The organism is Endozoicomonas sp. PH6C (assembly GCF_059322965.1).
The window spans coordinates 721,611-748,521 of the sequence record NZ_CP185342.1; the positions used below are offsets into that span (position 1 = coordinate 721,611).

General features: G+C 45.6%; 28 protein-coding genes and 1 other RNA gene. 11 read left to right on the forward strand and 18 right to left on the reverse strand.

The genetic code is table 11. The annotated features are described in order from the left end of the window. Positions 1-10: 10 nt before the first annotated feature. From ACOMG9_RS02965 to ACOMG9_RS02975, 3 genes are read right to left on the reverse strand one after another with little or no spacing between them, the layout of a single operon-like run. Positions 11-1,318, reverse strand: coding sequence for a class I SAM-dependent methyltransferase (locus ACOMG9_RS02965; protein WP_448215700.1), 1,308 nt, complete (start codon positions 1,316-1,318; stop codon positions 11-13). After that, positions 1,319-2,173 (reverse strand): DUF1365 domain-containing protein, encoded by an 855-nt coding sequence (locus ACOMG9_RS02970; protein WP_448215701.1) that lies wholly within the window; start codon positions 2,171-2,173, stop codon positions 1,319-1,321. Then, positions 2,170-3,555: an NAD(P)/FAD-dependent oxidoreductase gene (locus ACOMG9_RS02975; protein WP_448215702.1), complete on the reverse strand. Its 1,386-nt coding sequence runs from the start codon at positions 3,553-3,555 to the stop codon at positions 2,170-2,172. The genes ACOMG9_RS02970 and ACOMG9_RS02975 overlap by 4 nt, the downstream gene beginning before the upstream one ends. Positions 3,556-3,675: 120 nt before the next feature. Between ACOMG9_RS02975 and ACOMG9_RS02980 the strand changes: the two genes are divergently transcribed. Together ACOMG9_RS02980 and ACOMG9_RS02985 are read left to right on the forward strand one after the other, a co-directional pair. Continuing rightward, the gene (locus ACOMG9_RS02980) at positions 3,676-4,287 is read left to right on the forward strand and encodes a sigma-70 family RNA polymerase sigma factor (RefSeq protein ID WP_494529723.1); all 612 of its coding nucleotides are present in this window, start codon (positions 3,676-3,678) and stop codon (positions 4,285-4,287) included. Continuing rightward, on the forward strand, positions 4,284-4,937 hold the full coding sequence (locus tag ACOMG9_RS02985) for a ChrR family anti-sigma-E factor (RefSeq protein WP_422136872.1): 654 nt from the start codon (positions 4,284-4,286) through the stop codon (positions 4,935-4,937). The genes ACOMG9_RS02980 and ACOMG9_RS02985 overlap by 4 nt, the downstream gene beginning before the upstream one ends. Positions 4,938-5,160: 223 nt before the next feature. Here ACOMG9_RS02985 and ACOMG9_RS02990 read toward each other — a convergent pair whose 3' ends face one another. Beyond that, positions 5,161-6,009 (reverse strand): methyltransferase domain-containing protein, encoded by an 849-nt coding sequence (locus ACOMG9_RS02990; RefSeq protein WP_422136873.1) that lies wholly within the window; start codon positions 6,007-6,009, stop codon positions 5,161-5,163. Positions 6,010-6,337: 328 nt separating this feature from the next. On the opposite strand from ACOMG9_RS02990, the gene ACOMG9_RS02995 reads away from it, so the two are divergent. Beyond that, the gene (locus tag ACOMG9_RS02995; RefSeq protein ID WP_448215705.1) at positions 6,338-7,936 is read left to right on the forward strand and encodes an ABC-F family ATPase; all 1,599 of its coding nucleotides are present in this window, start codon (positions 6,338-6,340) and stop codon (positions 7,934-7,936) included. A gap of 47 nt (positions 7,937-7,983) precedes the next feature. Here ACOMG9_RS02995 and bamJ read toward each other — a convergent pair whose 3' ends face one another. The 4 genes from bamJ to ACOMG9_RS03015 form a co-directional block, all read right to left on the reverse strand. Beyond that, on the reverse strand, positions 7,984-8,457 hold the full coding sequence (bamJ, locus tag ACOMG9_RS03000; protein ID WP_494529724.1) for a BamJ family beta-barrel-assembly machinery protein: 474 nt from the start codon (positions 8,455-8,457) through the stop codon (positions 7,984-7,986). A 66-nt stretch (positions 8,458-8,523) separates the two neighbouring features. Then, positions 8,524-8,841 carry a hypothetical protein gene (locus ACOMG9_RS03005; protein ID WP_494529725.1) on the reverse strand — a complete coding sequence of 106 codons (318 nt, stop codon included), beginning with the start codon at positions 8,839-8,841 and terminating at the stop codon, positions 8,524-8,526. A 168-nt stretch (positions 8,842-9,009) separates the two neighbouring features. Then, a complete protein-coding gene (locus tag ACOMG9_RS03010) occupies positions 9,010-9,426 on the reverse strand; it encodes a hypothetical protein (protein ID WP_494529726.1) in 417 nt (138 codons plus the stop codon). A gap of 285 nt (positions 9,427-9,711) precedes the next feature. Continuing rightward, the gene (locus ACOMG9_RS03015; RefSeq protein ID WP_494529727.1) at positions 9,712-10,158 is read right to left on the reverse strand and encodes a hypothetical protein; all 447 of its coding nucleotides are present in this window, start codon (positions 10,156-10,158) and stop codon (positions 9,712-9,714) included. Between the two features lie 401 nt (positions 10,159-10,559). On the opposite strand from ACOMG9_RS03015, the gene ACOMG9_RS03020 reads away from it, so the two are divergent. Continuing rightward, complete coding sequence (locus ACOMG9_RS03020; protein WP_494529728.1) at positions 10,560-10,913, forward strand: helix-turn-helix transcriptional regulator; 354 nt, start codon at positions 10,560-10,562, stop codon at positions 10,911-10,913. Then, positions 10,910-12,178 carry a type II toxin-antitoxin system HipA family toxin gene (locus tag ACOMG9_RS03025; RefSeq protein ID WP_494529729.1) on the forward strand — a complete coding sequence of 423 codons (1,269 nt, stop codon included), beginning with the start codon at positions 10,910-10,912 and terminating at the stop codon, positions 12,176-12,178. The genes ACOMG9_RS03020 and ACOMG9_RS03025 overlap by 4 nt, the downstream gene beginning before the upstream one ends. 392 nt (positions 12,179-12,570) lie before the next feature. Here ACOMG9_RS03025 and ACOMG9_RS03030 read toward each other — a convergent pair whose 3' ends face one another. Continuing rightward, positions 12,571-14,088, reverse strand: a complete 1,518-nt coding sequence (locus tag ACOMG9_RS03030; RefSeq protein WP_494529730.1) for an IS1182 family transposase — start codon at positions 14,086-14,088, stop codon at positions 12,571-12,573. A 479-nt stretch (positions 14,089-14,567) separates the two neighbouring features. Between ACOMG9_RS03030 and ACOMG9_RS03035 the strand changes: the two genes are divergently transcribed. The 4 genes from ACOMG9_RS03035 to ACOMG9_RS03050 all read left to right on the forward strand — a co-directional run bounded on the left by ACOMG9_RS03035 (position 14,568) and on the right by ACOMG9_RS03050 (position 19,888). Next, positions 14,568-15,080: a hypothetical protein gene (locus tag ACOMG9_RS03035; protein WP_448215711.1), complete on the forward strand. Its 513-nt coding sequence runs from the start codon at positions 14,568-14,570 to the stop codon at positions 15,078-15,080. Between the two features lie 197 nt (positions 15,081-15,277). Further along, positions 15,278-16,753: a hypothetical protein gene (locus tag ACOMG9_RS03040; RefSeq protein ID WP_494529731.1), complete on the forward strand. Its 1,476-nt coding sequence runs from the start codon at positions 15,278-15,280 to the stop codon at positions 16,751-16,753. A gap of 470 nt (positions 16,754-17,223) precedes the next feature. Next, positions 17,224-18,951: a hypothetical protein gene (locus tag ACOMG9_RS03045; RefSeq protein ID WP_448215713.1), complete on the forward strand. Its 1,728-nt coding sequence runs from the start codon at positions 17,224-17,226 to the stop codon at positions 18,949-18,951. 436 nt (positions 18,952-19,387) lie between these two features. Then, complete coding sequence (locus tag ACOMG9_RS03050; protein ID WP_448215714.1) at positions 19,388-19,888, forward strand: hypothetical protein; 501 nt, start codon at positions 19,388-19,390, stop codon at positions 19,886-19,888. 72 nt (positions 19,889-19,960) lie between these two features. Here the strand turns inward: ACOMG9_RS03050 and ssrA are convergent. The 6 genes from ssrA to ACOMG9_RS03080 all read right to left on the reverse strand — a co-directional run bounded on the left by ssrA (position 19,961) and on the right by ACOMG9_RS03080 (position 23,594). Continuing rightward, positions 19,961-20,325, reverse strand: a transfer-messenger RNA (tmRNA) gene (gene ssrA, locus ACOMG9_RS03055). 55 nt (positions 20,326-20,380) lie between these two features. Further along, the gene (gene galU / locus ACOMG9_RS03060) at positions 20,381-21,208 is read right to left on the reverse strand and encodes a UTP--glucose-1-phosphate uridylyltransferase GalU (RefSeq protein ID WP_422136884.1); all 828 of its coding nucleotides are present in this window, start codon (positions 21,206-21,208) and stop codon (positions 20,381-20,383) included. Positions 21,209-21,270: 62 nt separating this feature from the next. After that, positions 21,271-21,888, reverse strand: a complete 618-nt coding sequence (locus ACOMG9_RS03065; protein ID WP_448215715.1) for a hypothetical protein — start codon at positions 21,886-21,888, stop codon at positions 21,271-21,273. Further along, positions 21,881-22,639 (reverse strand): tyrosine-protein phosphatase, encoded by a 759-nt coding sequence (locus ACOMG9_RS03070; RefSeq protein WP_422139873.1) that lies wholly within the window; start codon positions 22,637-22,639, stop codon positions 21,881-21,883. Before ACOMG9_RS03070 ends, ACOMG9_RS03065 begins: the two co-directional genes overlap by 8 nt. 218 nt (positions 22,640-22,857) lie before the next feature. After that, positions 22,858-23,283 (reverse strand): helix-turn-helix domain-containing protein, encoded by a 426-nt coding sequence (locus ACOMG9_RS03075; protein WP_448215716.1) that lies wholly within the window; start codon positions 23,281-23,283, stop codon positions 22,858-22,860. Next, complete coding sequence (locus ACOMG9_RS03080; protein WP_448215717.1) at positions 23,280-23,594, reverse strand: type II toxin-antitoxin system HigB family toxin; 315 nt, start codon at positions 23,592-23,594, stop codon at positions 23,280-23,282. Before ACOMG9_RS03080 ends, ACOMG9_RS03075 begins: the two co-directional genes overlap by 4 nt. Before the next feature lie 418 nt (positions 23,595-24,012). Here ACOMG9_RS03080 and ACOMG9_RS03085 point away from each other — a divergent pair, with 418 nt between their 5' ends. Further along, on the forward strand, positions 24,013-24,432 hold the full coding sequence (locus ACOMG9_RS03085) for a hypothetical protein (RefSeq protein WP_448215718.1): 420 nt from the start codon (positions 24,013-24,015) through the stop codon (positions 24,430-24,432). A gap of 56 nt (positions 24,433-24,488) precedes the next feature. On the opposite strand, the gene ACOMG9_RS03090 is transcribed toward ACOMG9_RS03085, so the two are convergent. Continuing rightward, on the reverse strand, positions 24,489-24,947 hold the full coding sequence (locus ACOMG9_RS03090) for an HIT family protein (protein WP_448215719.1): 459 nt from the start codon (positions 24,945-24,947) through the stop codon (positions 24,489-24,491). A 183-nt stretch (positions 24,948-25,130) separates the two neighbouring features. On the opposite strand from ACOMG9_RS03090, the gene ACOMG9_RS03095 reads away from it, so the two are divergent. Next, positions 25,131-25,712: an ATP-dependent zinc protease family protein gene (locus ACOMG9_RS03095; protein WP_448215720.1), complete on the forward strand. Its 582-nt coding sequence runs from the start codon at positions 25,131-25,133 to the stop codon at positions 25,710-25,712. A gap of 262 nt (positions 25,713-25,974) precedes the next feature. Here ACOMG9_RS03095 and ACOMG9_RS03100 read toward each other — a convergent pair whose 3' ends face one another. Next, on the reverse strand, positions 25,975-26,499 hold the full coding sequence (locus ACOMG9_RS03100) for a hypothetical protein (RefSeq protein ID WP_422136894.1): 525 nt from the start codon (positions 26,497-26,499) through the stop codon (positions 25,975-25,977). Further along, positions 26,489-26,794 (reverse strand): hypothetical protein, encoded by a 306-nt coding sequence (locus ACOMG9_RS03105; protein ID WP_422136895.1) that lies wholly within the window; start codon positions 26,792-26,794, stop codon positions 26,489-26,491. The genes ACOMG9_RS03100 and ACOMG9_RS03105 overlap by 11 nt, the downstream gene beginning before the upstream one ends. Positions 26,795-26,911: the final 117 nt, after the last annotated feature.

Sequence of the window (26,911 nt, forward strand, 5' to 3'; positions counted from 1 at the left end):
CCTGCCTGCTTCATAAACCCGGCTTACTGATTCGATAAAGTCTCACGTCAATGCTGTCCTGCTTAAAGCCGGCTTCACAATAAGCCAGGTAGAACAACCACATACGTTTAAAATGTTCGTCAAAGCCCAGAGTCACAATCTCTGGCCAGTGTTGCCTGAATGATTGGGCCCAGATTGACAGTGTTCTGGCGTAATCACGGCCAAAGGAATGAGTGTTCTCGATATTCAGGCCTGCCTGATGACATTGGTCGTGGATCACCTGGTCTGTCGGGAGCATGCCGCCCGGGAAGATATAACGCTGAATAAAGTCGGCTTCCGCCCGATAATCGCTGAAGCGCTCTTCATCAATGGTAATCACCTGAATCACCGCCACTCCGTCAGGCTTGAGGGCATCAAACACTTTCCGGAAATAAATGGGCCAGTGGTTCTCTCCCACGGCCTCTAACATCTCTATGGAGACAATGCGGTCGTACTGTCCCTGGATATCCCGGTAATCCTTTAGCTGAAAGTTAAAACCGGCATCCTGCTGAAGCGAATCACGGGCAAACTGTAACTGCTCTCTGGACAGCGTCACTCCGGAATAATTCTGTCCTCCCTGCTGCTGTAATGAGCGGGCAAAACCTCCCCAGCCACAACCGATTTCGAGCACGGAATGTTCTGGCATCACATCCAGCCAGTTCAGTACCCATTTGTATTTATTGGCTTGAGCCTGTTCAAGTGTTTCATTGTTGTCGCTGAATAAGGCACTGGAATAGGTCATGGAGTCATCCAGCCACAACCGGTAGAAGTCATTGCCCAGATCATAATGGGCGGCAATATTGCGACGACTCCCTGAACGACTATTGTTGTTTAAAAGATGACTTAATCGATTCAGTTTTCGAAACAGCCAGTTTGAGGAAAATTGCTTGTCAATCTGCTTTTCATTAAACATTCCCCAGTCCAGCAAAGCCTGCAGGTCTGGCGTATCCCAGTCGCCTTTCATGTAGGATTCTGCCAGCCCGATGATCCCCCGGTTAGCTGCCAGGAGCATGCTGAAAGGACGATTAATCATGACTCTGGCAATCGGTACGTCCCGTAAAGACGAACCTACTTTTATCAAACTGTTTTTTTGCTCTAACTCAATACGACTCAGCGAAGCCTTCTCCAGGCGTTTAACCAGCCAATTAAGGGCTTTGGACGGTGTTTTATTGAGAAACAATTCACTTTCGCCAAGGGCATTTCCTTCGCTTTGGGCGCTGCTTTCACTACGCAGGCTGGCTGCACTCTGCCCGGGAGGCAATCCATTCTGCGACAGGGTTTTTCCTGAGATGTCCAACATTTACGCCCCCTGTTTCTGGTACTTTTTTTGTTCGTTCATGGTTGTTGTTTTTCCTGTGCGTTTCAGGGTGCTATTCCAGCGGTGTGTGATGCCGCGACTCCAACTGAAGAAGCGATCTTTTGGAACATGTCGAACTACCTGAATACCTTTAATGAAAAGCCGCAGAGCTTCCCAATGAATGGCCAGAGTCACCTTGAAAGCCTGCAATGGCAAAACAAACAACTGCCTGAGAATGTTCAGATCACTGAGCGCCTGTCGCTCGCCTTTGAGAACTGCTGCAAACAGCCGACCATCAGCATTATGCAGATGAATGCCCAGTTTCAGAATCTGGTCGGGCAGGCGGGCCTTGAAACGGTATTCACATTCGGTTTCAAAAAAGGGTGAAACGTGAAGTTGCTTCTTCACGGACTGGTGAAAGGTTGTTTTTTTACCCCCACGGTTTTCTATCGGAATAACGTAACTGTGTCGTTCACCAAAGGTGTTGGACACTTCATAGATAAGGGTAGACAGTTTCTCCTCTGAGTCCAGACAGTAATAGACCGTCAGAGGATTAAAGATATAGCCAAGCACCCTGGGGTAACACAACATAAAGATTTGCTCAGGCGCCGGGATGTCATATGCCAACAAAAGCTTGGTTGCCTGGGTTTTGAGACAGTTTCCGGAACCGTCAGCAAAGTCTTTTGGATGAAAAGAGAGCACATTGAATCGGCTCACTGAAAACAGCTTGAGCTCGTCATCAAGCTGATTCAGCTCATCCAGATCGATAAGCCAGGAAGCCACCCGGTAACTGAAACGGTGCTTCCGGGGCCGAATACGGTTATGCATTAACTGTCCCCAATAGACCGCTGACTTCATGTCCGCCTCCCGTTACTGACACTGCTGTCCGTAAGGTTGTTGCTAATGTTGCTTGTGAAATGAGTAACCGGCCTTTTCCCGATACCGTGTTCGGGCCAGATCAACCTGTCATTCTGGTTTTCAACAGACCATGGTCTTCTTTTTCCACCCAGTGCTTCCGCAACGGCCAGTCCGGATTGAAGGCCGTCTTCGTGAAAACCGAAACCAAACCAGGCGCCACAGAACCATGTACGATTACGGCCCTGTAATTCCCATAATCTTGACTGTGCCTCCAGAGCATTTCGATCAAACACAGGGTGGTCGTAGAGGTAGCAACCATGAATAGATTCAGGCTCTATGGAAGGATTGAGAGTGACAAACAGAGGTAGGCCTTCCATATGCTGAAGACGATTCATCCAGTATGTGACGGAAGGACCCTCATTGCTCTGGGTGCCAAAATAGTTCCAGCTCGCCCAGGCTCTTTTTCGGGTAGGCATCAGTCGTTCATCGCTGTGCAAAATAGCCCGGTTACGCTGGAAACTAAACGATCCTAAGAGTAATTGTTCCAACTCACTGGGTTCACTCAACATCGCCAGAGAAGTATCTGCGTGACAGGCCATGACAACATGATCAAATTCATGAGTATCGCCCTGCAAGTCAGAAATGATAACCCGGTCAGCGTGGCGTTTGACCTTTCGAACACAGCGGTTTTTGATGGCCAGACCGTCCATGTCGTCCAGAATGCGGCGAACATACTCTTTGCTACCGCCATTGACAGTTTGCCACTGAGGACGATTTGTCAGCTGCAGTAAGCCATGATTCTGGCAAAAACGCATAAAAGCCAGGGCGGGATAATCCAGCATTCGATCGGATGGCGTTGACCAGATAGCCGCCCCCATCGGAACCAAGTGATCATCCATAAAACGTTGGCTGTAGCCCCGACCTGAGAGCAGTTCCCGGAGCGTGATTGATGGGTCCAGCTGTTTCATTAATTCTGCACTGGACCGATAGAACCGGAAAATATCCAGCAGCATCTTCAGAAATCCGGGCTTAACGGCATTCAATCTTTGGGCAAACAGTCCATTCAGGTCTGTTCCGGAATATTCAGTCTGTCCTTTATTCATGGATACCGCAAAAGACATATCCGTATTGGTGACAGGTACATCCAAATGGTCAAAAAGAGCCGTTAGATTGGGGTAAGTTTTATCATTGAAGACAATAAAACCGGTATCCACGGGTATAGACTGATCATCATCCTGAACCATCACCGTGTTACTGTGACCTCCAAAACGATCATCTTTTTCAAATAGAGTGACTTGATGTTGCTTGGACAGTAACCAGGCGCTGGAAAGCCCACTGATGCCTGATCCGATTACAGCAATGCTGAGTCCTTTAGCTGTCATAGGGCGACCTGTAAACATAATCTTCAAGATTTTTACGCTATAACAATTTATTTGGATCACTGACTAAAAAATCGGAATTCAGATGATCCAAACGACGTTTCATTGCGTAAAGAGAGACAAATGAGCTGGACACACGATATTCTGATGATAAGTCCATCTACGAACAAAATCACAATGGATTCAGAAAACAGTCACTCTGAAATGCCAGACAAGCTCAAGCAGTCACTGGTTGATCTGGGCCGCTACCGAGACAAACAAACGTTTGCGCTCCTGTATAGTTTTTTTGCACCCAGACTCAAAAGACACTTAATGACTAAAGGCGCACACGGAGAAATGGCTGAGGAGCTGGTTCAGGAAACCATGCTCTCTGTCTGGAGACATTGCAAAAGCTACGACCCCGAGAAATCTACGGCGTCCACCTGGATCTTCAGGATTGCACGCAACCTCTGGATTGATCGGTTGAGAAAGGAAAAAGCGGACTTGATGACGCAGTTAGATAATTATCCGGAAAGCCATTTTGAGCCAGCCATGGCGGAGCTTGATTCAGAAAAGATCAAGTCCGCTCTCAAGAGCCTGCCTCAACAACAGGCTCAGTTGGTGTACAAGGTCTACTACGAAGGAAAAAGCCACCGGGAAATTTCTGAAGACATGGACATGCCTCTGGGCAGTGTCAAGTCAGGCTTGAGACTGGCTTTCAACAAACTTCGTAGTCAGGCGGGAGGGTTAAAATGACTACACATCATCCTGACCTCAGCACCCTGATGAGCTACTCTGCGGGCAGTCTGCCTGATGCCATTGCTACTGTGGTTGCTGCTCATCTGAGTGTTTGCAGTCATTGCAGACAACAGGTTCAGGAAGCTGAACAAGTCGGTATCAGTTTACTGGAAGAGTTAGAACCAGCACCCATGTCTGACCATGCTAAAGACGACATTCTTGCCCTGCTTGATGAGATTGAGCAGGCTCCCGTCAGTAGCAGAGAGGAGCGGGATGTTCCGGTTGATGCCGATATACCGGCTCCATTCAGACCCTTGCTCGGCTATTACCTGGACGATCTGCATTGGCGGTACATGGCTCCGGGCCTGAAGCAATTCTTACTGCCAGCGTCTGGTGGCAGCAACCTGCGGTTGTTAAAGATCGCACCTGGCACCTGCATGCCTTCCCACGGGCATACCGGCTCAGAACTTACCATGGTATTGAGAGGTTCCTATTCGGATGAGCTGGGTCGATTCTGCGCTGGAGATGTAGCCGATCTGGACCCGGACGTTCAACATCAACCGGTGGCAGACACCGGCGAAGACTGCATTTGTCTGATTGCCACTGATGCACCTTTACGATTCAATGGTCTCGTTCCCAGGCTTCTGCAACCCTTCTTCCAGCTTTGAGTTGAGTCATTTTACAGTCAGTCTTCCGGGATGCATGGGTTATCCACACTCTTTGCGTTCCGACGACTGAATCTAAACGACAGCCTTAAAGTATCTACATAAATAGTTGGTTATTTTTTGATCAATTGACAAAAAAAAACCGTTTAATGAGGCTTCCAGATGTATCCAGAAAGAAGTCACAAGGTTATCCACAATATTTGTGGATAATGAAACATAACTGTCATCATCGTGCAGATATGACGTGGTATTCCAGCAATCCCCGGTGTTGCATCCAGCGGATAAACCAGACCAGCAGCCGCAAACGAATCCAGACTTTTGGACGGGTAACAGGCGACAGTTGACGATAGTGCTGCGAGAACCAGAAGCAGAAGCCCGAAAGAACATCCTGGCTGATGTCCAGACACTCAACTTTTTCAAAGCCCGCTTCTTTAAGATGGAATTCATACTTTTGCCGAACCATTAAGCCTTTCACAGAAATACCACAGGGTCTTGCCAGCAGGTTTACCATTCTTCGTTCCATGGGATTCCTGAAAGGGCGGCTGAGTATCATATCGGTCAGGGTAAGGCTGCCGCCATCCTTAAGGACTTTTCTGGCGTTGTTGAAAAAACGCGATTTGTTATCAAACTGGTAAGCGCAATCAAGGGCCAGCAATTTGTCAAAAGAATCAGCCTCCAGCTTCGCCAGCTCCAGCTCGTGGCCTCTTACCAGCTTTAGCTGGTCATAGTGATCACACTGGTCCTGGGCGCCTGCCAGCAGTTGCTCTGTTTCTGCCAATGCAGTGAGTGAATCAACCTGATAATAATCGAGCCAGACCAAAAGCTGATCGTTGCTGGAGAAACCCACATCCAGCACCTTATCCTGATTGGAGAGGCAGGCTTTATCGGCAAGCAGACCTGCCAGCTCGGAACAGGCATGACCATAATCGGAAGTCTCGCGCCAATAACCGATCAGCCTCCAGCCGGAGGAAGTTGATACACCACTGTTCAAAAGCCACTGATCAGCCAGCATGCCACGCTCTCCATTAGAAGGGGGCCACCAGATATTGACGATCAGACTGATCAGCTGGGACAAAAGTCCTGACATTACCAGCCAAGTTAACAGGATGCCTGAAAGAAATGCGAAGATGGTCATAGAGTATAAATAATTAATTCCTTTGGATAAGCCTGTATGTCCGCACAGAGCTCGGGCAGTTAGCTGATAATAGTGAGATCCTTCTTCTATTGCCAGCGGCAAACCGGGAGGCCATAGCCGTTTGCTGACGGACACTGTCACTATCAACAGGGAAGTATGGAGCACCTCTGATAACCAAACAGGCACATTTGTGTAATAATTGGCGGTTTATCTTTTAAATGATGTATAGGCTGTCTGGTCAGGCAGATCGCCAAGGGGGAGCTAGGTTATGCTGATAACGTCTAATGTGACCATGCAATTCGGGGACAAACCCCTCTTTGAAGATATCTCCGTCAAGTTTGGCGACGGCAACCGTTACGGTCTGATCGGTGCTAACGGTTGTGGTAAGTCCACCTTGATGAAAATTATCAGTGGCGAACTGGAACCCTCTGCCGGCAATGTCAGCTACGATCCCAACGAGCGTATTGCAAAGCTGAACCAGGATCAGTTTGCCTATGAAGAAAACACGGTGATTGATACCGTGATCATGGGCCATGCCGAACTCTGGAAGGTCAAGGAAGAGCGTGACCGCATTTATGCCAAGGCTGACATGACAGAAGAAGAAGGTATGCGTGTCGCAGATCTGGAAGTTCTGTTTGGTGAAATGGACGGTTATTCCGCCGAAGCCCGTGCCGGTGAACTGCTGCTGGGCCTGGATATTCCTCTGGAGCAACACTATGGTCCAATGAGTGCTGTTGCCCCGGGCTGGAAGCTCCGTGTTCTGTTGGCTCAGGTATTGTTTGCCGATCCGGACATCATGCTGCTGGACGAACCCACCAACAACCTGGACATCAATGCGATCCGCTGGCTGGAAGGGGTACTCAAGCAGCGCGACTGCACCATGATCATTATTTCCCACGACCGTCACTTCCTGAACAGTGTCTGCACCCACATGGCCGATCTGGACTACGGTGAGCTGCGAATGTTCCCGGGTAATTACGACGAGTACATGATTGCGGCTACCCAGGCTCGTGAGCGTATGCAGGCTGATAATGCCAAGAAGAAAGCCCAGATTGCCGAGCTCCAGAGTTTTGTCAGTCGCTTTTCTGCCAATGCTTCCAAAGCCAAACAGGCGACCTCCAGGGCCAGGCTGATCGACAAAATCAAGCTCGAAGAGGTTAAACCTTCCAGCCGACAGAATCCGTTTATCCGTTTTGAACAGGAAAAGAAACTGTTCCGCAATGCGCTGGTGATGGAGAAAATGTCCCAGGGTTACCAGGACAACATGCTGTTCAACGACGTTAACCTGATGGTTGAAGTAGGTGAGCGCATTGCCATCATTGGTCAGAACGGTATTGGCAAGTCCACATTGCTGCATACTCTGGCCGGTAAGATGGCACCGAAGGGAGGCACTATCCAGTGGTCAGAAAACGCTGATATCGGTTACTACGCCCAGAACCACAGCGACGAGTTCGATAAGGATATGAACCTGTACGACTGGATGAGTCAATGGATGAACGAAGGCGACGATGAGCAGGTGATCCGTGGTGTTCTGGGCCGTATGCTGTTCTCCCAGAGCGACATCAAAAAGTCAGTCCGCGTTATTTCCGGTGGTGAGCAGGGCCGTATGTTGTTCGGCAAACTGATTCAACAAAAACCGAACGTATTACTGATGGATGAGCCGACTAACCACATGGATATGGAATCCATTGAATCTCTGAACCTGGCGTTGGAAAACTATCCGGGCACACTGATTTTTGTCAGTCATGATCGTCAGTTTGTATCGTCTCTGGCGACCCGCATCATTGAAATCACAGAAAATGGCATCGTCGATTTCCACGGAACTTATGACGATTACCTGCGCAAGCAGGGGGTTGTTGAAGAATAAGTGATTAATGGGGCAGAGGGCCTCTGCCCTTATATTGAATGAATGGTTTATTCGATACCCAGCAGCTCCACATCAAAGATCAGCGCAGAGTTGCCGGGGATTTTAACGGCACCCCCGCTGCCGTATGCCAGATTGGCAGGAATAAACAGTCGGAACTTGTCGCCTACCGACATCCGTTGCAGACCTTCGGTCCAGCCCGGAATCACCTGATTCAGTCCAAAAGAAATCGGCTGTCCACGGTCTACAGAACTGTCAAACACCTGACCATTAATTAACGTACCGTGATAGTGCACTTTCACTTTGCTGGTGGCTGTGGGGTGATCGGAATCTTCACCCTTCTCAAGAATCTTGTACTGCAATCCGGACTCTGTAGTCATCACGCCTTCTTCATTCTGGTTTTTTTCCAGAAAAGCCTGACCCTGAACCAGGGCCTCCTGAGCCAGTTGTTTTTTCTGGTCAAAGCGGCGTTTGCCCCAGAACAAGATGACAGCAATAAAAACAATGAGGATAGCAGTAGACACAAGGATCACCCGATCTGTGGATAAGTCGATGAAAAATACCTTATCCGGACAGCTAACTCAAAAATATCAGCCTCCTATCTCCGCTTCCCTGTCGGTTTCTGCGGGCTCAGGTTTGGGATTAACCAGCTTTTCCTCTCTGGGCCATTGTCCACTCTGTTTTCGGGTCCCCATAAAAAGAACAGCAACCATGCCCACCAGAATCAGCCCCATCTGAACCATAAAGATCAGCATGATCAGCGGCAGCATCAGTACAAACAGGCCCGTGAGAATAACGGTGCCGAGAATTGCTTTAAACGGGCTGATGGCAGCGCCATTACGCTGCTCAAAAAAAGCAGTCTTAACTTGATTGAAGCTATTTTTTAATTGATTGAGCCATTTTTCCATGATTTACCTCGATCAGGGAGGAAGTTAGTCATGGCTCAAGTGTAGAGGGTTGTGGATAAACAGATCGTGTCCGGTAGATTAAAGTTTGTTCATGGAAAAGGGTTATGTTTATAAACGCCAGGAGTTTCCACTGGCCGGTGAAGGACTGTTTTGACGAAGATTACTGGTTTAGTCAGATCCGCCTTCTACATTACCCCTGCTCCAGTCATAAAGCATAATGCCTACTCGAGGTGAATATACGCATGCTGCCAGGCCTCCATAGATTAAAGCACCTCTCAACGCCCTGATGTGGGGTGATCCATGGTAAATACAATACCCTGTAACTGCGCCTATAAATGCGTGTGGAGTCACAGTATAAACAACAACTCCCGTTCCGAACAATGCCACCAAAGTATTCACCAAGCTTTTCGGTGTGTATAAACCCCACAAAATGGGTTTTTTGCTGTAGCATTCAGGATCAAAGTTGTCATCATCATCCCAGCAGCCATAATTGTAATTGCCATGATCACTGCCGCCACTGGAGAAGACAGCGCCTGAGAAAACACTCACATATCCAAGCATTATGACAAACAGGAAGTTTTTCATTAGATGATTTCAATGGCCATTAGTTCCTGATTGAACACGGAGAATAGCATTTGACTGAAAGCTTGCAAGCCGGGCTGCTTTGAGCGTGATTGAAAAAATTATTGAACCATCGTCCAAGCTAAGAAGGTTCTGATTGGAATTAGCATCTTTGGTGAAAAGGGAAGAAAGAAACGAAAGCTACCTTGAGAGTCATGCAGCAGGTTATATATTGTGCAAGGAACAATAGAGAGTATCGACGCTTTAAGCCAGGGAGATTAACAAATATACGGGTGATCTGTTTTTCTTTCAGTGCGACCCCTCTTTTACATTATCTATGCGGCAATTATAAAGCATAACGCCAGCTGCAGTTGAAAATGCACATGCTGACAGCCCTCCCAGAATTGCAGCACCCTTCAACGCCCTGATGTGGGGTGATCCAGAGAAAAAATAATATCCTCCAACAGCGCCTAGACATGCACGTGGAATCACCCAATAAACAACAAGCCCCATTGCGTGCAATGCCAGCAAGGTCCTCCTCAAGCTTATCTCATCGTATAAACCCCACAACATGGGTTCTCGATTGTGGCTGTGAGGGACGACGTAGTCATCATTGGAGTTTTCCTCATCGTATAAACCTGACAACATGGGTTTCTGATCATAGCTGCGAGGGACGACGCAGACGTCATTAGAGCGGGCAGTGCTTGAGAAAACACTCGTATACCCAAGCATTATTACAAACAGGTAATTCTTCATAAAGCGACCTCAATGGTAATTAATTCATGATTGGACATGAAAAAATAGCATTTGACTGAAAACTTGCAAATCTGGCTGCTTTGGGTCTGATTCAAAGGATTGGAAAATTGGCTCGTTCCCACGCTCCAGAGGGTGTCGCAAAAGCTCAACAACTCGTTCCCACGCGGGGACCCACAGGGCCTAAAAGCATGGGAACCAGGGTTTTGCAACAGCCTCTCCAGCGTGGGAACGAGTCATATGCACCAACAGCGCGACATCTTTCTTGGCACATGGGGATTTGAACCCTTGGACTTTTTTAAGGATCCTTTTCTTTAAAGCAATATATCAGTTGCTTTTCTCAAAAATGAAACTAATATGTTTCTTTATAGCTAACAAAGCAACTGGTAAATTGACAAGATGATATGGATACTCTGCTTCAACAACTTAAAAAAAGGCGCTTAGATTTAGGTCTGAAACAAAACGACATGATGCTGCGTGTTGGTGTTTCCCGCCAGCAATATCAGCGCCTGGAGTCTAAAGGGAATCCACGGCTAGACACGCTCCAATTGATCGCAAAGGGCCTGAATAGTGAGGTAGTGCTTATACCCAAAGAGAAGCTTGGCGCGGTTCTGGCTGTTTTAGAGAGAAGTGTTGACGAAGAACAGGAGGCAGGATCTGAAGGCGTTGGCTCAGGCCAAAGAGATCAGTCTAATTCAGTGAACAAGAAAAGCTTGTTTGATGATCCGTGGCAAGATTTGCTTGGAGATGATTCGTGAGCAACGATGTTAACGTCATTAAGCTGACACTTCATGGAGAGTGCGTGGGTTATTTGGCTGGCTACCAGAGTGGTAGGAATGTACTTTTTTTTGCCGATGAATTTAGCAGTAATATTCATCGGTCAACGTTTAGCCTGATCACCCATCCTGCATTTCCTCATTCTGATAAATTGATGTCAGAGCCTTGGGCACGAAATCAACGCTTGCATCCAACGCTATCAAATTTATTACCAGAAGGATCGCTGCGAGAACTCATTGCACAGGGATTAAAGGTGCATATTGATAATGAATTTCAAATCTTCTCTTATCTGGGGGAAGATTTGCCCGGAGCAATCATTGCCACACCATTAGAGCCAGAACACGTACCTGATGATGTTGTATCCCTTATTTCCAGAGGTCAATATCGAAATGCGAAAGTGGTTAAGTTCGAAAAATTAGAACGAGAAAATAAATTTTCCCTGGCAGGCGTCCAGATGAAGTTTTCAATGGAAGAAAAGGATGGGCGTTATAACCTTTGTAAATCCGGGGTTTTAGGCGATTGGATTATAAAAACGCCATCAACAAAATATAGAGATGTTCCTGTTAATGAATATTCGGCGATGACTCTGGCATCCATAGCGGGTATTGATATACCGGAAATCAAGCTGGTTGATATGGGACAGTTGGATAACCTGCCACAAATCAATTTACCTGAAGAATCCCTTGCTTTTGCGATAAAGCGTTTTGATCGAAAAAAGAGCAGGCGAGTTCATATGGAAGACTTCGCACAAGTATTGGTGAAGTATCCCCATGAAAAATATCGCACCGCAAACTATGAACAGATTGCCAGGGTCTTGTACGAGTTTTCTGGTGATGCATTAACAGATGTACAGCAGTTCGCAAGACGACTGTTAGTGAATATTTTGTTGGCAAATGGTGACGCGCATTTAAAAAACTGGAGTCTTTTATACGAAGACAAGGTGACACCACGGCTATCTCCTGCTTATGACATAGTAACGACAAATGTGTATATCGATGGGGAGCGAAACTTTGCTTTGAATTTGGGAAAAACAAAAGATTGGTATGCTGTATCATTCTCAAACTTCAAGGTGTGGTCAGAAAAATCGGGCATACCATGGCGGGCAGTAAGGCCTCATCTAGAAGATGTAATGTATAGGGCCCGAACATTGTGGCATTCCGCTATTAAAGAACTTCCGATGCATGTGAAACACAAAGAAAAGTTAACAGAGCATTGGAAAAACTTGCATCAGGATTTCAGGCTGTAAACCTATCTTGATGAAGAAAAGTGACAGAAGGGGCAAGGCCTCACGTATTGCTCAGCGGATGGTCTGCCATCTTCCCAGCTCTCAAGACACTGCGATGGTGCTAGCAGCCTGTCGGACTTAAGACTGTCCTACTGCGGTTGCAATAAATTGGTCTAAAAATCTCTGTTTCTTCGTCAAATAGCTCGCTATTCTCCTCAGAAACAGAGATTTTTATCCTCAATTTCTTGCAATCCTCGCTACGGACGCTTAAGTCCGACAGGCTGCTAGGAGCCTGACCGAGAATGGCGTAACTAGATCCCCAGAGGCTCTCTAAAATTTCAGGATGAGCAAAAAACATCCAATTTTTGGTGTAATTTTGCTCATTTTTGCAAATTTAGGCCTTTTCACAGCCTTTATGCCGCTTTTTTAACCCCTTTTAAATTCTCAAGACGGATTGATCCCGTTGAAGCGGCCTTCACAAATTTTTTGAAATTGTGTGCCGTGCATACCAGTGAGAACTCTGCTTCTACCTTCTCTTTACCACGAAGGCTAAAACTCCTGAACCCTGAGTTTTTTATATGACCAAACGGTGGCTCTGCAATGACCTTACGACGCTCATAGATTGCTTTCGCACTGGCTGTCTCCATTTTCTTGTTCATACGTTGCCGCGCGGGCTCAAACTTGTCTGTGCGGATGACCCTGCCAGCATCCTTTTTTGAGCCACTGCATTGTGAACGGTAAACACACTTCCTGCATGCGTCCTTGTTCGCCCGGTAACTCTGCCTCTTGGCCTTGCTGTCTGGGTTAGTTATCAGCTTCTCCCCAGCCGGACAGATAAACACATCCATTTCTGCATCGTAGTCAAAATCTGCTTTGACAAACTTACGCTCAGAGTCCTTAAGCTGGGTATCTGCTGGCTTCTCTTTTCTGTCGGTGGCTATGTAGCCATCTATTTCATGCTTATCCAGCACATGCAGGTTTGGCCCTGAGAAATAACCATTATCCATGCTCACCTTATCCACAACAGCACCATCGGTTGTCTCAGACAGTGCTTCCAAAGCAGGCTCTGCCTCCTGAACATCATTGGCTTGCTGGCTGATGTGCTGGCCGACGATGATCTGATTATCAGCATCTACGGTGATTTGAGCATTGTAGCTGTACTCACAGTAACTTTTCTTGCTCATGATCCGGGCATCATGGTCTGCAAAGCTTATCTGCCTTTTGTCGTCAATAGGCTCATCAGGGTTCAGGGCTTTTTCGCGTTCTTCAAGGGCTTCTTTGGCCGCTTTGATTTTTTTCAGACGCTCCTCTTTAAACTGGAGGTCTTCAGGAATGCTGTAGCCGTTGCTTGCTTTGTAGGCGTCGTCTTCTTCCTGGTCGCACTGACTGGCTTTTTTGATCAGCTCATCCACTTCTGCACTGAGTTCTGCCTCTTTAGCCTTGAGCCTTCCGTAGGTCATGGCCTTGTGCTTTGAGCTGTTGGCTTTGAACTTGGAGCCATCCAGGCTGATATGGCCCAGTGATGCCATTTTGAGCTCCATGGCCAGTTTGACGGACTGTTTGAAGCAGTCATGAAAAAACGACAGATTTTCCTTACGAAAATCTCCCAGAACCCTGAAATTTGGGCAGTTCATTTGTGAGATATACATGAACGCCAGATCTTGTCGACACCGTCGCTCAATCTGACGGGAGCTGAAAACACCATGGCTATAGGCGTAGATCAGAATAGCGACAATGAGCTTTGGAGGGTAAGCGTGCTGACCAAGGTGGTGATATTTTTTTTCAACCTCAGACGTATCGATGTTCTGAAAAATGCTTTCATAAACGAAACAATCATGGTCTTTGGGAAGCAGGTCGAAAATGTTGGTTGGGAACAGCAGATGCTGGTCAAACTCAACAGGGCTGTCCTTGAATTTTGGTAGTGGTGACATCTGGCATCATCGGAGTTGGTTTAAGGCTTATCATAACAGATAAGCCTATTCTCGGTCAGGCTCCTAGTGGCAATGGTGTCTACAAACTTTTTTTGCGGCAACCTTTGGTTTGTTTCTGAAGGCAAATTACAGTTATTTTTTTGATTTGCCATTTTTCTGGTCTATCAATTAATCTCCACAAAATTAAATTGTATAGACCGAATAATGAAACAGCTGTTTTTTACGACATTGCTCTTACCGCTTCTGTTGCTGTCTGTCATCTGTCAGGCAGAATCGTTGACAACACGTTTTCTTGTCGAGCATGCACAGTTATACCAGAGCTTTCTATTAAGTGCGCCTTGAATTCATTGCAGTACACCCCGTCAGACAATGCCGATAAAAACGACTATGCATGGGCAACTTTTCCGCCTGATGACCAACTACGAAGGCTTGTTGTTTTCGGGCGAAAAAAGAGCTTTGCCGAGTCCATTTCATGACGATTGCTTTTCTCCATCAATCTGCTGGTTGCTCACGAACTGATCCTGACCAAAGGTGACAACGCTCCCAGCGGCAAACCTTATTCATGGATACCAGCAGAAGCGTTTGTCGCTGTTAGCTGGCTTTTAAAAAGCTACTGGAACTCCGATACACTGCTGTTTAAGCCAATGGATCAACTGGAGGCAAGTCAGGATGACTCGTTTGCAACAACCACTTTGATGCTACCGGGACAAAAGCAACAACAAAGTGACCAACAAAAGCCGCCATCAGAATCATTCGGTCAGCAAGCCTCAGGGACAAGTACCCGTGTTTCAGGCTCTATCACTAGCCGACTGTCGTCTGGATCTGGCGGCGGAAAGGAAGACCCTGAACAAAACCAGCATACTTTGGATTTAAATTGTTACGTCGGTTCCTGTTGTGGTGTTTGTGAACTCCGACAATCATCTGATAGTAGTGAGCCACTTGTTAAGGCCTTTCCAGCGGAGCACAGCACTTTTTCGGCAGTCGCAAAGTAACCGCTCATTTGAAGACGTCCTCAAATGAGCGGTTACTCCGTAACAACGTGAACCTGGCTGCTACCCTACTGTGGATGAAATTGAATGTTGATTTGTTGGATGGGAACTGCGAGGGGCAGGGAAAATAAATCAGCCTTGCTTACTCTTTTGTGACACCCTCGACAAGGCGGGGAGTGTCAAAGTGCACAGGTCGAATAATGAAACAATCGCTTTTTGCGACGCTGCTGTTCCTGTTTTTAGCGCTGTCTATTGTCTGTCAGGCAGAATCGTTGACAAGACATTTTGTTATCGAGCATACACCAATCACTCAGAGCTTTTCTGTAAAGCACAACTTCAATCCGTTGTTGGGCAATCCGACAGACCTTGCTGACACAAACGACTGTGCAGGATCAACTTTGCCACATGATGACAAGCCAGGCAGACACGGTGTTTACGGGCTAAAAATGAACTTTAGTGAGTCCATTTCATGGCGATTGCTTTTCGTCACCAATCTGCTGGTTGCTTACGAACTGATCCTGGCCACCAATCATGCCGCTCTGAGTGGCAAACATTATTCATGGATACCTGCAGAAGCGCTTGTCACTGTCGGCTGGCTTTTAAAAAGCTATTGGAAGCCCGATTCGATGCTGTTTAAGTCAATGGGTCAGCTGGGGGTAAGTCAGGATGACTCGTTTGCGATCACCACTTTGGTGCTACCCGGACAAAGCCAACAACAAAATGACCAACAAAACCCACAATCAGAATCATCCGGTCAGCAAGCCTCAGGCTCAGGGACAACTACCCGTGTTGCAGGCTATTTCACTTATCTACTGGCGTCTGACTCTGACGATGGAAAGGAAGACCCTGAAGAAGAACAGCATACTTTTGGTTTAAATTGCTATGTCGCTGCCTGTTATGGCATTTGTAAATTCTCTCTATCATCCAACAGTAGTGAGTCTGATGAAGGGGCGCTGAATTCCGTTGAAAGTTCGACAAGCCAAAGTCATCACGCGATGAAAGAAAAACAACGCTCTCAGCCACGCGCCGATAAGGCTATTGCAAAAGTAGAGAGACAAGCTAAGAAAAGAAAAAAAGAGAAACGGAAAAAGGAGAAAAAGAAAAAGGAGAAAAGGAGAAAGGAGAAAGTGTCAAAAAAACGCAGGTTTGAGGAAGTAGATGAGCATGTTGACGCCTCTTCTGACACTGAACAATCGAAGCGTAGGCGTACTTCTTCGACCGCTTCAAAAGCTCATAAAACTGTGCCAGGCATCATAAAGCATATGAACAGGTTAAAAAAAATCCTGACTGAAAACGATGAGCACTATCGCGCAAAAAAACCTAACCCGAAGATTCAGGTATTCGAGAACGCCATCCAATTACTTGAATATCTTCAACCTTGCGATATTTCAAAGGGCGAAGATGTTCATGACGGGAATAATATTTGTTCATGTTGTGAAGGTTATAGCAGTACTTATTATCGTGTCTATTATAGGGGTGAAGTGTTATTGACTGTAACTCAAACTGTTAGTGAGACAAGATTTGCTAAACAATATACATCTGGGGAATCTGCATATATTGAAACAAATAATTTATTTGATGAACTCTATTTTGCTCCTGGTGCTCCCGGTTACCAATCTGCAAAAACTGAATTTGAGGAGTATGCAAAATCAACTGGTCAGGTAGTCAAAGATTGATTCCGTTGGGCCTATTTAAACGACAATTTATATATTTAACCCATTTGATAAACCACCGTTAGAAATTATCAGGATCAACACAAAATGCAGAAGCGGGTATTTATGTTTATCTGCCTGAACTTGAGTGAGTTCTGAAAATACGTCTAAAGGTAATAAGTACCTAACCAGTTGGTTTCGCATATTCTGGACGGTGGCTTTTTCCATCCTTCTGCGTTCCAACTCTGGTTGCGTAGCTAAGGCTACGCGCCCGTCGTTGCGCCTTGAAGGATGAAAAAATCCACTCGCCAGAATATGCGAAACCAACTGGCCAGGTACTTATAGATGGAATTGCCGGTTTTTAGGTGGTTAATGTCGTATATATTGAAATTGTGATCTGCTTGAGACAAAAAGAAGTCATCCCGGATTCAGGCAAATCTGAGTTTTTTGTCTAGTATGATATTTTTGTCTTTATTTGAGCTTGGTTATCAACAATGAAGAATATGAGCCATGTCTTTATTTTTGCCAGCATCTTTTGGTCAGCTGGCGGCCAGGCTGTAATTCCTCACACTTCGTCATTGCTCTCCAGTGGTGGTGTCGATGCGATTCTTTCCTCTTTCTTATCTGACCCCATTCGTTTACCTGAGTCTAAGGTTGTTCCGTTTTTGCTGTTACAGAAGAAAAAAAAAGGTTCGATAGTCAGTTCACCTGTCTCTGAATGGGGAGGATTACAGCCAGATAAAGCAACGGTGTTTTCTGCCTATCCATTCGAATTGAACCGTTTTGGTAATGAAAACAAGAAACAGACCAAAACGGGCAATCAATCGCCACCACCACAGCAGAAGCGACAAAGCAAAAAGCAACGCAGTGAAGGGCTGGGCAGTTCAGGTTCCTCTGCTGCAGCGTCAGCGTCGGCTTCCGGAAACGATGAGGGGCATACCAGGTCTCTTGAAAAACTGAAAGAAATACTTAAGGCCACTGAAAAGTCGTTGAAAACAATGGATCAGAAAAAAAATATTGATGACTTTATTGAAGAAGTGAAAGCATTCTACGCCGCAAACCCCGGTATTCTGGAAGAAAAAGGCTCTCTGGAGAACAATCAATACCGTTGGAAAGCGATTCTGAGTTTACTTCAGCTTTATTTTCCTGGAAAGCTGGAAACTGGTGAAATGACACATGTTCTAATTGACTATCCCAAGCTTAAGAAATTACCAGTAAATTTAATCGAATTTTTTGCCAAAGCGGTGCTTCCTGAGCTTGAGTTACCCAAAGGGCTGCTCGACGACGAGTTAGTTGAGAGGGTTTTGGATGCTGCCAGCGCAGATATTATAAAACTCATGCATATTTATATTGGCTTCCCGCAGTGTCTTTACCAGCTGGTTGCGTTATTTATAACCGAGCTGCCATTAATGGCAACCGAAGAGCCAAAAAACTATATTTTTCAGGTTAAAACAGGCCACATTAGTGTTTTTTCTATCAGGAAAAATAGCAAAGGGCATTATCGGGTTTTTGTCGCTGATAGTCTGAATGTTTTTAAGCACTACAATAATGAACAAACTTATTCACCCCTGCCGCATTTTGTCGCTTTAGCTTTAACACTGGCGATAAAATATCACGGCTTTACTGATTCCCGGTTTTACTTTTTTCCTCAACGTCAAGTCAGTCGCTTTGGTTGTGAGTCATTCGTGTTTCACGATCTGGAAACATTGTTGGCATTCCCCATGTTGGCTGATAACGGTTATTATTCAGAAAAAGAACCTCTTGCTAAAGAGAAGATGTTGAGGTTTTTTTTGCAAATAATGTATCTGGAGGGAAGTGAACAACTGGGACGATTGGTAATCAATGGGGAGGATAAGGACTTTATTGAAACGCTAGACAAGCCTGCCTTTGATACCCTTGATCTGGAATCCCTTGTTATGATGGCATTGCGAAATTGGAAGGACTGGGGGCTGGAACCAGATTTGGTTAAACTTTATCAGCTGTGCCAGTTTCCTCCGAGGTTTGCATATCTGACCCAAGGGCAGCAGTGTCTGAAACGATTGCTGGAAAATTTTCCTGAAGAACGCCAACAGGAGGTGAATCAGGTGATCGATAAGACTCGGGGCCTGTTATCTCTCGATGATGGAACCTGCCATAACAACGTGAACCTGGCTGCTACTCTGATGTGGATGCAACTGAATATTGATTTAATGGATAAGAGCTGCTCAGGGCAGAAAAAATAGATCAGTGCGTTCAGTGTTTACTGTTGGTGGTCAGCACTAATCCCTGAATATTCCAGAGTGATGTTTTGTTTCTATTTGAGCTTGGTTATCTACAATGAAGTATCTGTGTTGTGCCTTTATTTTTGCCAGCATTTTTTGCAGTGGTCAAGTAAAAACGGACACCTGATTAAGCTGCTTTTTTCAATTTTTGCTTCTCGAAGTCTACTGGACTCATATAGTCCAGATAGGAATGCAATCTGTTATTGTTTAACTCCCGACACATAGCGGCAACCAAGCCAAGGTGGTTGAGGTTCTTAGACTGGTATTGAGCTTGAGGCATGTTGGTGCACCTGAATGTCTGTTTATTTCTTTGACAACAGATTTTAGGCAAATATCAATCGGTGTGGTGAAAGGCAGCTAGAATGTAAGTCGTTGTGATGTAGCGAGAGATTCCATTATGTTGATGCAAAATACAAGGCAGGCCTTTAAGCTCGCGTTTTTAACGGTTGTGTTCTCTTTATGCTCCCTGAATGTTCTCTCCGACGGTGTGAGGCAGGTAGAAATCTTTCAGAAAGTCGGACCCGATGAGGACGCCTACTCCGTTAAGGCAGTGTGGGACTCATCGGGCGTATGTGTTGACTTTGTCGTGCCTCGTTATGTGGGGACGATTCAGGCGTATGAAAACGGTCAATCCATGAATATCCATTATCTTGAATCCGGTGTTTGTAGCGAAAAGTCGGCTGCTACCCAGCTGTTCCTGGTGAAAAGCAAAGCACACTCTGAGAGAGTGGCGAAATTTTGGTGGGAGAAAAAGACTGGTGAGGCCCCCAGTGTCAGTGTGAGTGAAGGCGCGGATCCATATGGATTATTATGGATTGATAATGGCGATGCCAACAGGATTAAAGTCTGGGTCAGTTATGATGGCAAGAAGAAGCCTGATGGATTCGAGAGTCAGTAACGAGGGTTGATAGTTAATTTAAAATAAAAAGCCCTAATGGTTGCTAAGAACTCATTAGGGCTATTGACAAGTTGGTGGAGGCGGCGGGAATTGAACCCGCGTCCGCCGATTCTCCGCCTTCGGCTCTACATGCTTAGATTCCGTTATTAGGTTAACGCAGAACGACCCAACGGTCAGGGTGACACTGCGCGATCCTGAAAAGTTTAACCTGTCAGCCCCAGGCAGACATCAAGGCGATCCTGTTTTCAGTAGCGGTCATTTCCAGCCAACAGGCAAGTCGGAGTGACCGGGAGGAGGCAGGGTTTAGGCTGCCAGAGCTCCTTGGAAGTTGTCTTCGTTAGCAACTAAAAGGTTGTAGTGTTTTGATTTACGAGAATCACTACATTCTCGACATGCACCTAAGGTTTCGTAACCGTCGTCGAATCCAGATCGCCCCCGGTGAAACCTGAGGCTAATTATTCAAAAAGTGGGTTCAAAGTCAACCACTTATTATTAATGAGCGTAAAGCTTATCGTAGCAATAGTTAGTGGCTTCGATGAAACCTTCAATACTGCCGCAATCGAACCGTCTGCCCTTGAATTTATAAGCCAGCACACAGCCAAGCTGAGCCTGGGTCATCAGCGCATCGGTAATCTGGATCTCACCTCCCTTGCCCGGCTGGGTATCTCTGATCAGGTCGAAAATGTCCGGAGTGAGAATATAGCGCCCGATAATGGCCAGATTACTGGGAGCCTCTTCTCTGGCAGGTTTTTCCACCATATTTTCTACGCGAATCAGGTCATCAGAAATAGCCTGTCCGGCAATGACACCGTATTTATGGACTTCATCTTCCGGCACTTCCATGACTGCCACAATTGAGCAACGGAACTGTTTGTAGAGCTGTGCCATCTGTGCCAGTACACCAGGCCCATCGGCATTGATACACAGGTCATCGGCCAGGACCACACCAAAGGGCTGCTTGCCAATTAATGTTTCACCACAGAGAATGGCATGGCCCAGACCTTTCATCTCTCGCTGTCGTGTATACGAAAAAGTACAGCTGTCGATCAACTGTCGAATATTGGTCAACAATGTTTCTTTGTCCGTACCTGCGATCTGGTGCTCCAGCTCGTAATTGGTATCGAAGTGATCCTCCAGTGCTCGCTTACCGCGACCAGTCACCATACAGATGTCCGATAAGCCAGCCTGCAGGGATTCTTCTACACCGTATTCAATCAGTGGTTTGGACACCACCGGCATCATCTCTTTGGGCATACTTTTAGTAGCAGGCAGAAAACGCGTACCGTACCCGGCAGCAGGGAAAAGACATTTTTTCAGCATAATCAATTGTACTTTTGTGGTTTAAGAGCTTTTTATGCCCTTTGGGGAAAATGGCTAATACTTTAAGGCAGTGGGTATTTCTGTTCTATCTGTTTAGCCCGATGAGGATAAAGCGTTACCAGCCGCTGATGACTGCTATTGAGCATCTGCTGAGTCGGCTCAGTCAACCATCCGTGATAATATCTGCCAAGAATGCTGGCGTTTTCCATCACGTACTGTTCCCACGGACCGAGTTGGTCAGCGCGAACCAATGCCTGCTCAAACGACGAGTCAATTAATGATCGCTGTGAACGAGCCTGGGCATAGTTGCTCCAGCTATAGGGCCAGGCGGGTCTTGATAGAATGGATTGTTGCCAGGCGTCAAGTTCTGACAGCTCTCCGTAATCATGCTTTGACCAGCCCGCTTGTACTCCCCGATCAAGTACTTTGGCACGCATCACCAGCAAGTCCGGAGAGCCTGGCATATTGTCTAACGCCTTATCTGCACCATTCAGCGTGAGTTGCCACTCTTCTTTATCCAGCGAGAAGCCGTCATCTTCTTTCGTTTTAGCAGCCCAATGATCGAGAAAGTTCTCTGTCTGGGAGCGCCATATCTGCGACTGGACCAGATTCCATGCAGTATTCAAGGCGGTTACCAGCAGAACTATCGCTGGAAAAACCATCAACCATCGCTTAAACATCACGTCCAGCCTTTAAGAGTGATTGGTTACCAAAGAGCGAAAAGGTCAACAAGTCCGGATTGATCATCGTCAACTGATCCCGAAACTCCTTACCGTACCAGTCATCCAGCACCTCTGCAGCAGCCTTCATCGCGGGTGGTCGATGTTTGCTGTGATGAGCATCAGAAGCCACAAATTGCACCAGTTCATGATCCAGTAGCCAGCGGGCTGTGGTCTGCGCTTTTTCACCAAAAAAACCGGGAATGCAACCCGCAGTCACCTGCAACAAAGCGCCCCTCTCCACCAGCGGGAAGATTCGCTCAGGGTAGGCCATCAATTCTTTATTACGTTCCGGGTGAGCAATCACTACCCTCACATGCTGCCGAGTCAGCCACTCAAGCATCTCTTCAATGCCCATGGGAATATTCTGGTGAGGCATCTCCAGCAACAGACAGTCGTTGCCCTCCCACTTGCCGATCATCGGAATACGCTCATTGCGCAGCTGAAACATCAACTCATCACTGAAGCGCACCTCAGCGCCCATGGCCAGTTGAATACCCACGCCTGCTTCAAGGGCTAAGCCTAACAGTGCATCAAAGGCGGGAGCAATGGTGGTGATATCGTTATCGTAACGACCAGGATGCATATGGGGCGTACAGACTAACCGCTGGATATCATTGGCTTCGGCAATGCGCAGCAGTTCCAGAGATTGCTCCGGGGTGTCCGGACCATCATCAATGGCGGGGATAATATGGTTATGAATATCGATCATGTTTAAATGCTATTCACCGCAAGGGCACATGAAATTACCGGTTGAGCAAAACGTTCTCAGTGCAGCAGGCATTGCACGACAGCTTTCTTGCAAATCTTGGGTTTGTTTCTCTCAAAGACTTATGGATCAGGTTTCACCATCATCGCTGACTCTAGTAGTGCGGACCCGCACGCTACGCGGGGTGGGGGCTGGAGGTTAGAATCCTCCGGCTAGCTGATTTATGCTCCGCTGAAGAACACGGACGGCGATATTTTGAACCGTTGTGAAAGAGCCTGAATATGATCCCGGGTTAGATTTCTTGAACCATTCAAGATCATTGAAACCAAACTCTTACTTCCCAGCTCACTTTTTAAATCATCAGCTTTGAGATGATATTGATCCATTAGTGTTCTTAGAACAGCTACACCATCATCTAGAGCTTCAATTCTTGCATTGAAATCTGAAAAATCCTCAGACTCATCTTCCCATTTTTCAATGGATAGAGAGAGAACTTCGATTAGAGGAATATATTTATCGTAGTCTTCGATTAGTTCTTCCATCAATTCCAGAGCTCGTTCATACTCTTCCTCGCTATGAATACGACTTACAAAGCTTGCTTCAGAAAAAAAGTCTACAGCCTTTTGCTTAAGATTTGTGTATCTCATGTACCAGCCTCCTTTGCGTACTTCTTGCGTAGTTTGTCGTATTCAGAGTGTGAGACGATGTGTTTGACATACATTCTGCTGTCTCTGAACTCAATGAAAGCTACGAGTCGAAGGTTGTTGCCACCAATATCTATTACCCACCATTTATCTTTGTACTTGAAATTATCCAAGCTGGGGAATAGTGAACTCAACTCATTCGGGCTATGAAAATCACTATTTCTCAATGACTTATAGGTTGCGTCAATTGCAGTAGCATCGTTTGGATACTTTTTTGCAGCCTCGTTAAACGGCTTTCTTGAGATAACGTGCATAATAGTCTCTATGTTCACGTATTGTGAACTCTAGCACGCATAAGGGAATTTTACAAATTGTGAACTAGAAGAATTGATAGGAGCATAACGCCTGGTTCAACCGCGCTGCGGACGTCGGTTGGAGGGGGCGCAGGCCCGGAACGAACTGGAACCATTCGGTACTTATTGAGCCTTCTCCCCAGCTTATTGCCGAAACAATAAGCTAAAGGCAACCAATTCCACATGGAGAAGACCCAATGGGATTCTACATTAATTCTCACCCATATTACTGCGGTATAGATCTACATGCCCGAATGCTTGGTTGACTCGACTGGGGAGAGCTGGAGAAAGGCCAGCTCTTATCCGTTTAGGTGCGTGCTACAGGGGAGTACGAAAACTATAATACCGCTAACTTACTGATCTATAGCAGGTTGCCAGCGTGAAAAGTAAATACTTTCAGCATGTATTGTTTGTCATTTGCCTTAGTAGCTCATCTGTTCACTCTGATTACGAAGAGATATTAGATCGGCTTATGTATGATGAGCACAGGGTAGCATGGTGTTTTGGTGCTCGCAGAGTCTTAAACCTAATGATAGAAAATTTAAATCGATGCGATGATTGCCTGTCAGAATACTTCAATTTCATGATAGAAAATAGAATTCAAGGCATCAGGATATGGCGTTTATACCACTATCTATCTAATGAATCTCTTATTCACTTTATCGGAATCATTCAAGGTGGTATTTCCAAAGTACTAACTCCAGAAGCTATTCAGCAAATGGCGGACATGGAAAGACATGATATTAGGCCTAACTTTGAAATTCATCCAAATATTCATTTGTTCAATTGTCATGAATAGCACCTAACGATGAGCAAAGCGGCGGCACGTCTAGCGTCGTCTGCTTGTGCACCCTGTTATGCGTGCTCTCTGATTTTTGCAGCAAGAATGGTTAATTTTTCATCATCAGCTCTTTCATGGTCATGTGATGAAATATAGCCTTCGTATTGCTCGAAGTATTTCTTATTATTTGAAGAAATTGGTTTGAAAGTTGAATTATATCCTGTTCCGTGCATTGGAAACAGCTTGCTGTGCAAATGATCAATACCATAACCCTCAAAGAACATACCTGTTCTTGCCACACCATCAAGTGCTTTATCCAGAAGTTTTGCGACTTTCTTTGTTGCTAAAACAAGATTGCTCAAAACCTCATCAGATTGATCGAAAGCATAACTTGAATGATGTTGTTTTGGAATTACTACAGAAAATCCTTTAGTATTTGGAAAAATGGAAAGAAATGCTAAATGATTTTCATCTTCCCAAATCTTGTGGCATGGAACTTTGCTTTCAACAATGTCACAAAAAATACAGCTCATAGAAAACTCCTTTATAATTTTTGCAGGAATGATGAACTCCTGACGCCCTGACCCTGAGCAATCATCGGGATAATTAGGTACATCGCCATTTAATGCCTCTGGTCAGCACCCTCCGGCAACACCATCCTCCATGAATACACTTAGGGAAAGGTTAAAAGAAGTAGTACCTTCATGGAGGAAGATATGTTGTATTCTCTAAGGCTGCGCTATGCAGCTGGTTTTCTTTTACTGACTCTGATGCTGTTATTCCCGCCACTGTCTCAGCCCCTTTCGGCCAGCACTTCTCAACAGTGCAATATTGGCAACCGTTACCTGGTGGGCCATCTGGAAACCGTGACTCGCATTGACCATCAGTTTGATACCCAACTTCCCGCACTGATTGACTCCGGTTCCACCACATCCTCTATGGATGCCAGGGATATTAATTTCGAAACCTCAGTCAATGGATCAGACTGGGTAAGGTTCAAGATCCTGACAGAGCGGGGCGGCTACGGTCGGGAAGTGACCCTGCTCAAACCCGTTAAACGGTTTATTCGTGTACTAACCCATTCCGGGAAACCACAACGACGGCCCGTCATAGAAGCCACTATTGAACTGGGCAATATAAAAACCACCACCGAGTTCAGCCTTACCTCACGTTCCAAATTTCCCCAGAGTATTCTGCTTGGGCGGAATACGCTGGATGACCTGGCAGTGATTGATACCTCACAGCAGTATCTTCTGGATAGCTGCCAGCCAGCCGGAGGCATTGCTTTCAGCCACTGAAAAGTGGCTGAAAGGCTTAAGAGCCTGGGGAAAATCACGAAACCTCACACCCAGCAAGGATTTCAGACAGGTATTGTGTGCTCATGGCTGCCTTTCATTGCCGAAGTCTTCAACTTCTTAACGATCTTCACAACCTGCAATGACCGCAGAGATGGTTAAGAGCAGAATATCAGCAAGTTTACGATCTACTTTCCATTGTTGACGTGCGTCATAAATGACAGATTCGTTATGTTGCTAATGCACAAAACTACAATTTGTTCATTTACCTTTGAGCCTGATACTTTTTATCTATTTCGAATACAAAAGAGTTGACTAGGGCTATACAGTATTGTAAATCTTGATCTTCAATTACTACTTTATTTCCTTCAAGATCGTAACCGTTTCTGTGAATGATGTGGTGCCTTATGTTGAGAATTTCAAGCAATGTTGTACTGATATTAATTTTTATACCAATTACATTTTTGAACAAAACATCAATATCGTTAAGTCTATGCCAGACCATGTTTTTCATTGCATTAATTAAATATTCTTCAACTGTATGATGAAGCAAGTAAGGAATTTTTAGTGATTCAGTTCTAAATTTATTCTGCATTCCTAATCTTACAATCGCCTCCCTATTTGAAGAGATTTCATTTATGAAAAGGTCATATAGATATTTTTCCATCAAGCTTATTACATTAGAAAAATATAATTTATTGTGAAACTTATCATTACTTTGGTTTTCTATTATTTCTATACCAGAACAGAATTCTTCATAGAAACTACTTTTGCATCGGTCAGAAGTCATTTGGGCGATACTCCACACCAATACGTTCTTTTAAGTTTTCTCTATTATTAGTTGACGTTATGTCTAGCTGCCAATCCACACCCACATTTGAAGACCATACCGATATTGAAAATTCATTTCCATTCGAGTCTTCAAATTCATCATGATTTTCTGAAATGCTGTCCTTATGTCTATCTGCAAATATATTTGGAGATGGAACACTGACAACATGTATTTCCTGGTTGTCAAGAAAAATGATTAAATAACCTCCTGAAAGTGGAGGCATGCAATCATTACCTTCAATAGTAAATTTCATGTTTATATGTTGCTCCAATACATATGTGACAGAAAATTATAGTCTATTAAGGTGGACATCCTTATAGCCATTGAACTCAGTGACTTCGGGGGCTTTCATGATTTATCCCTATTCAAA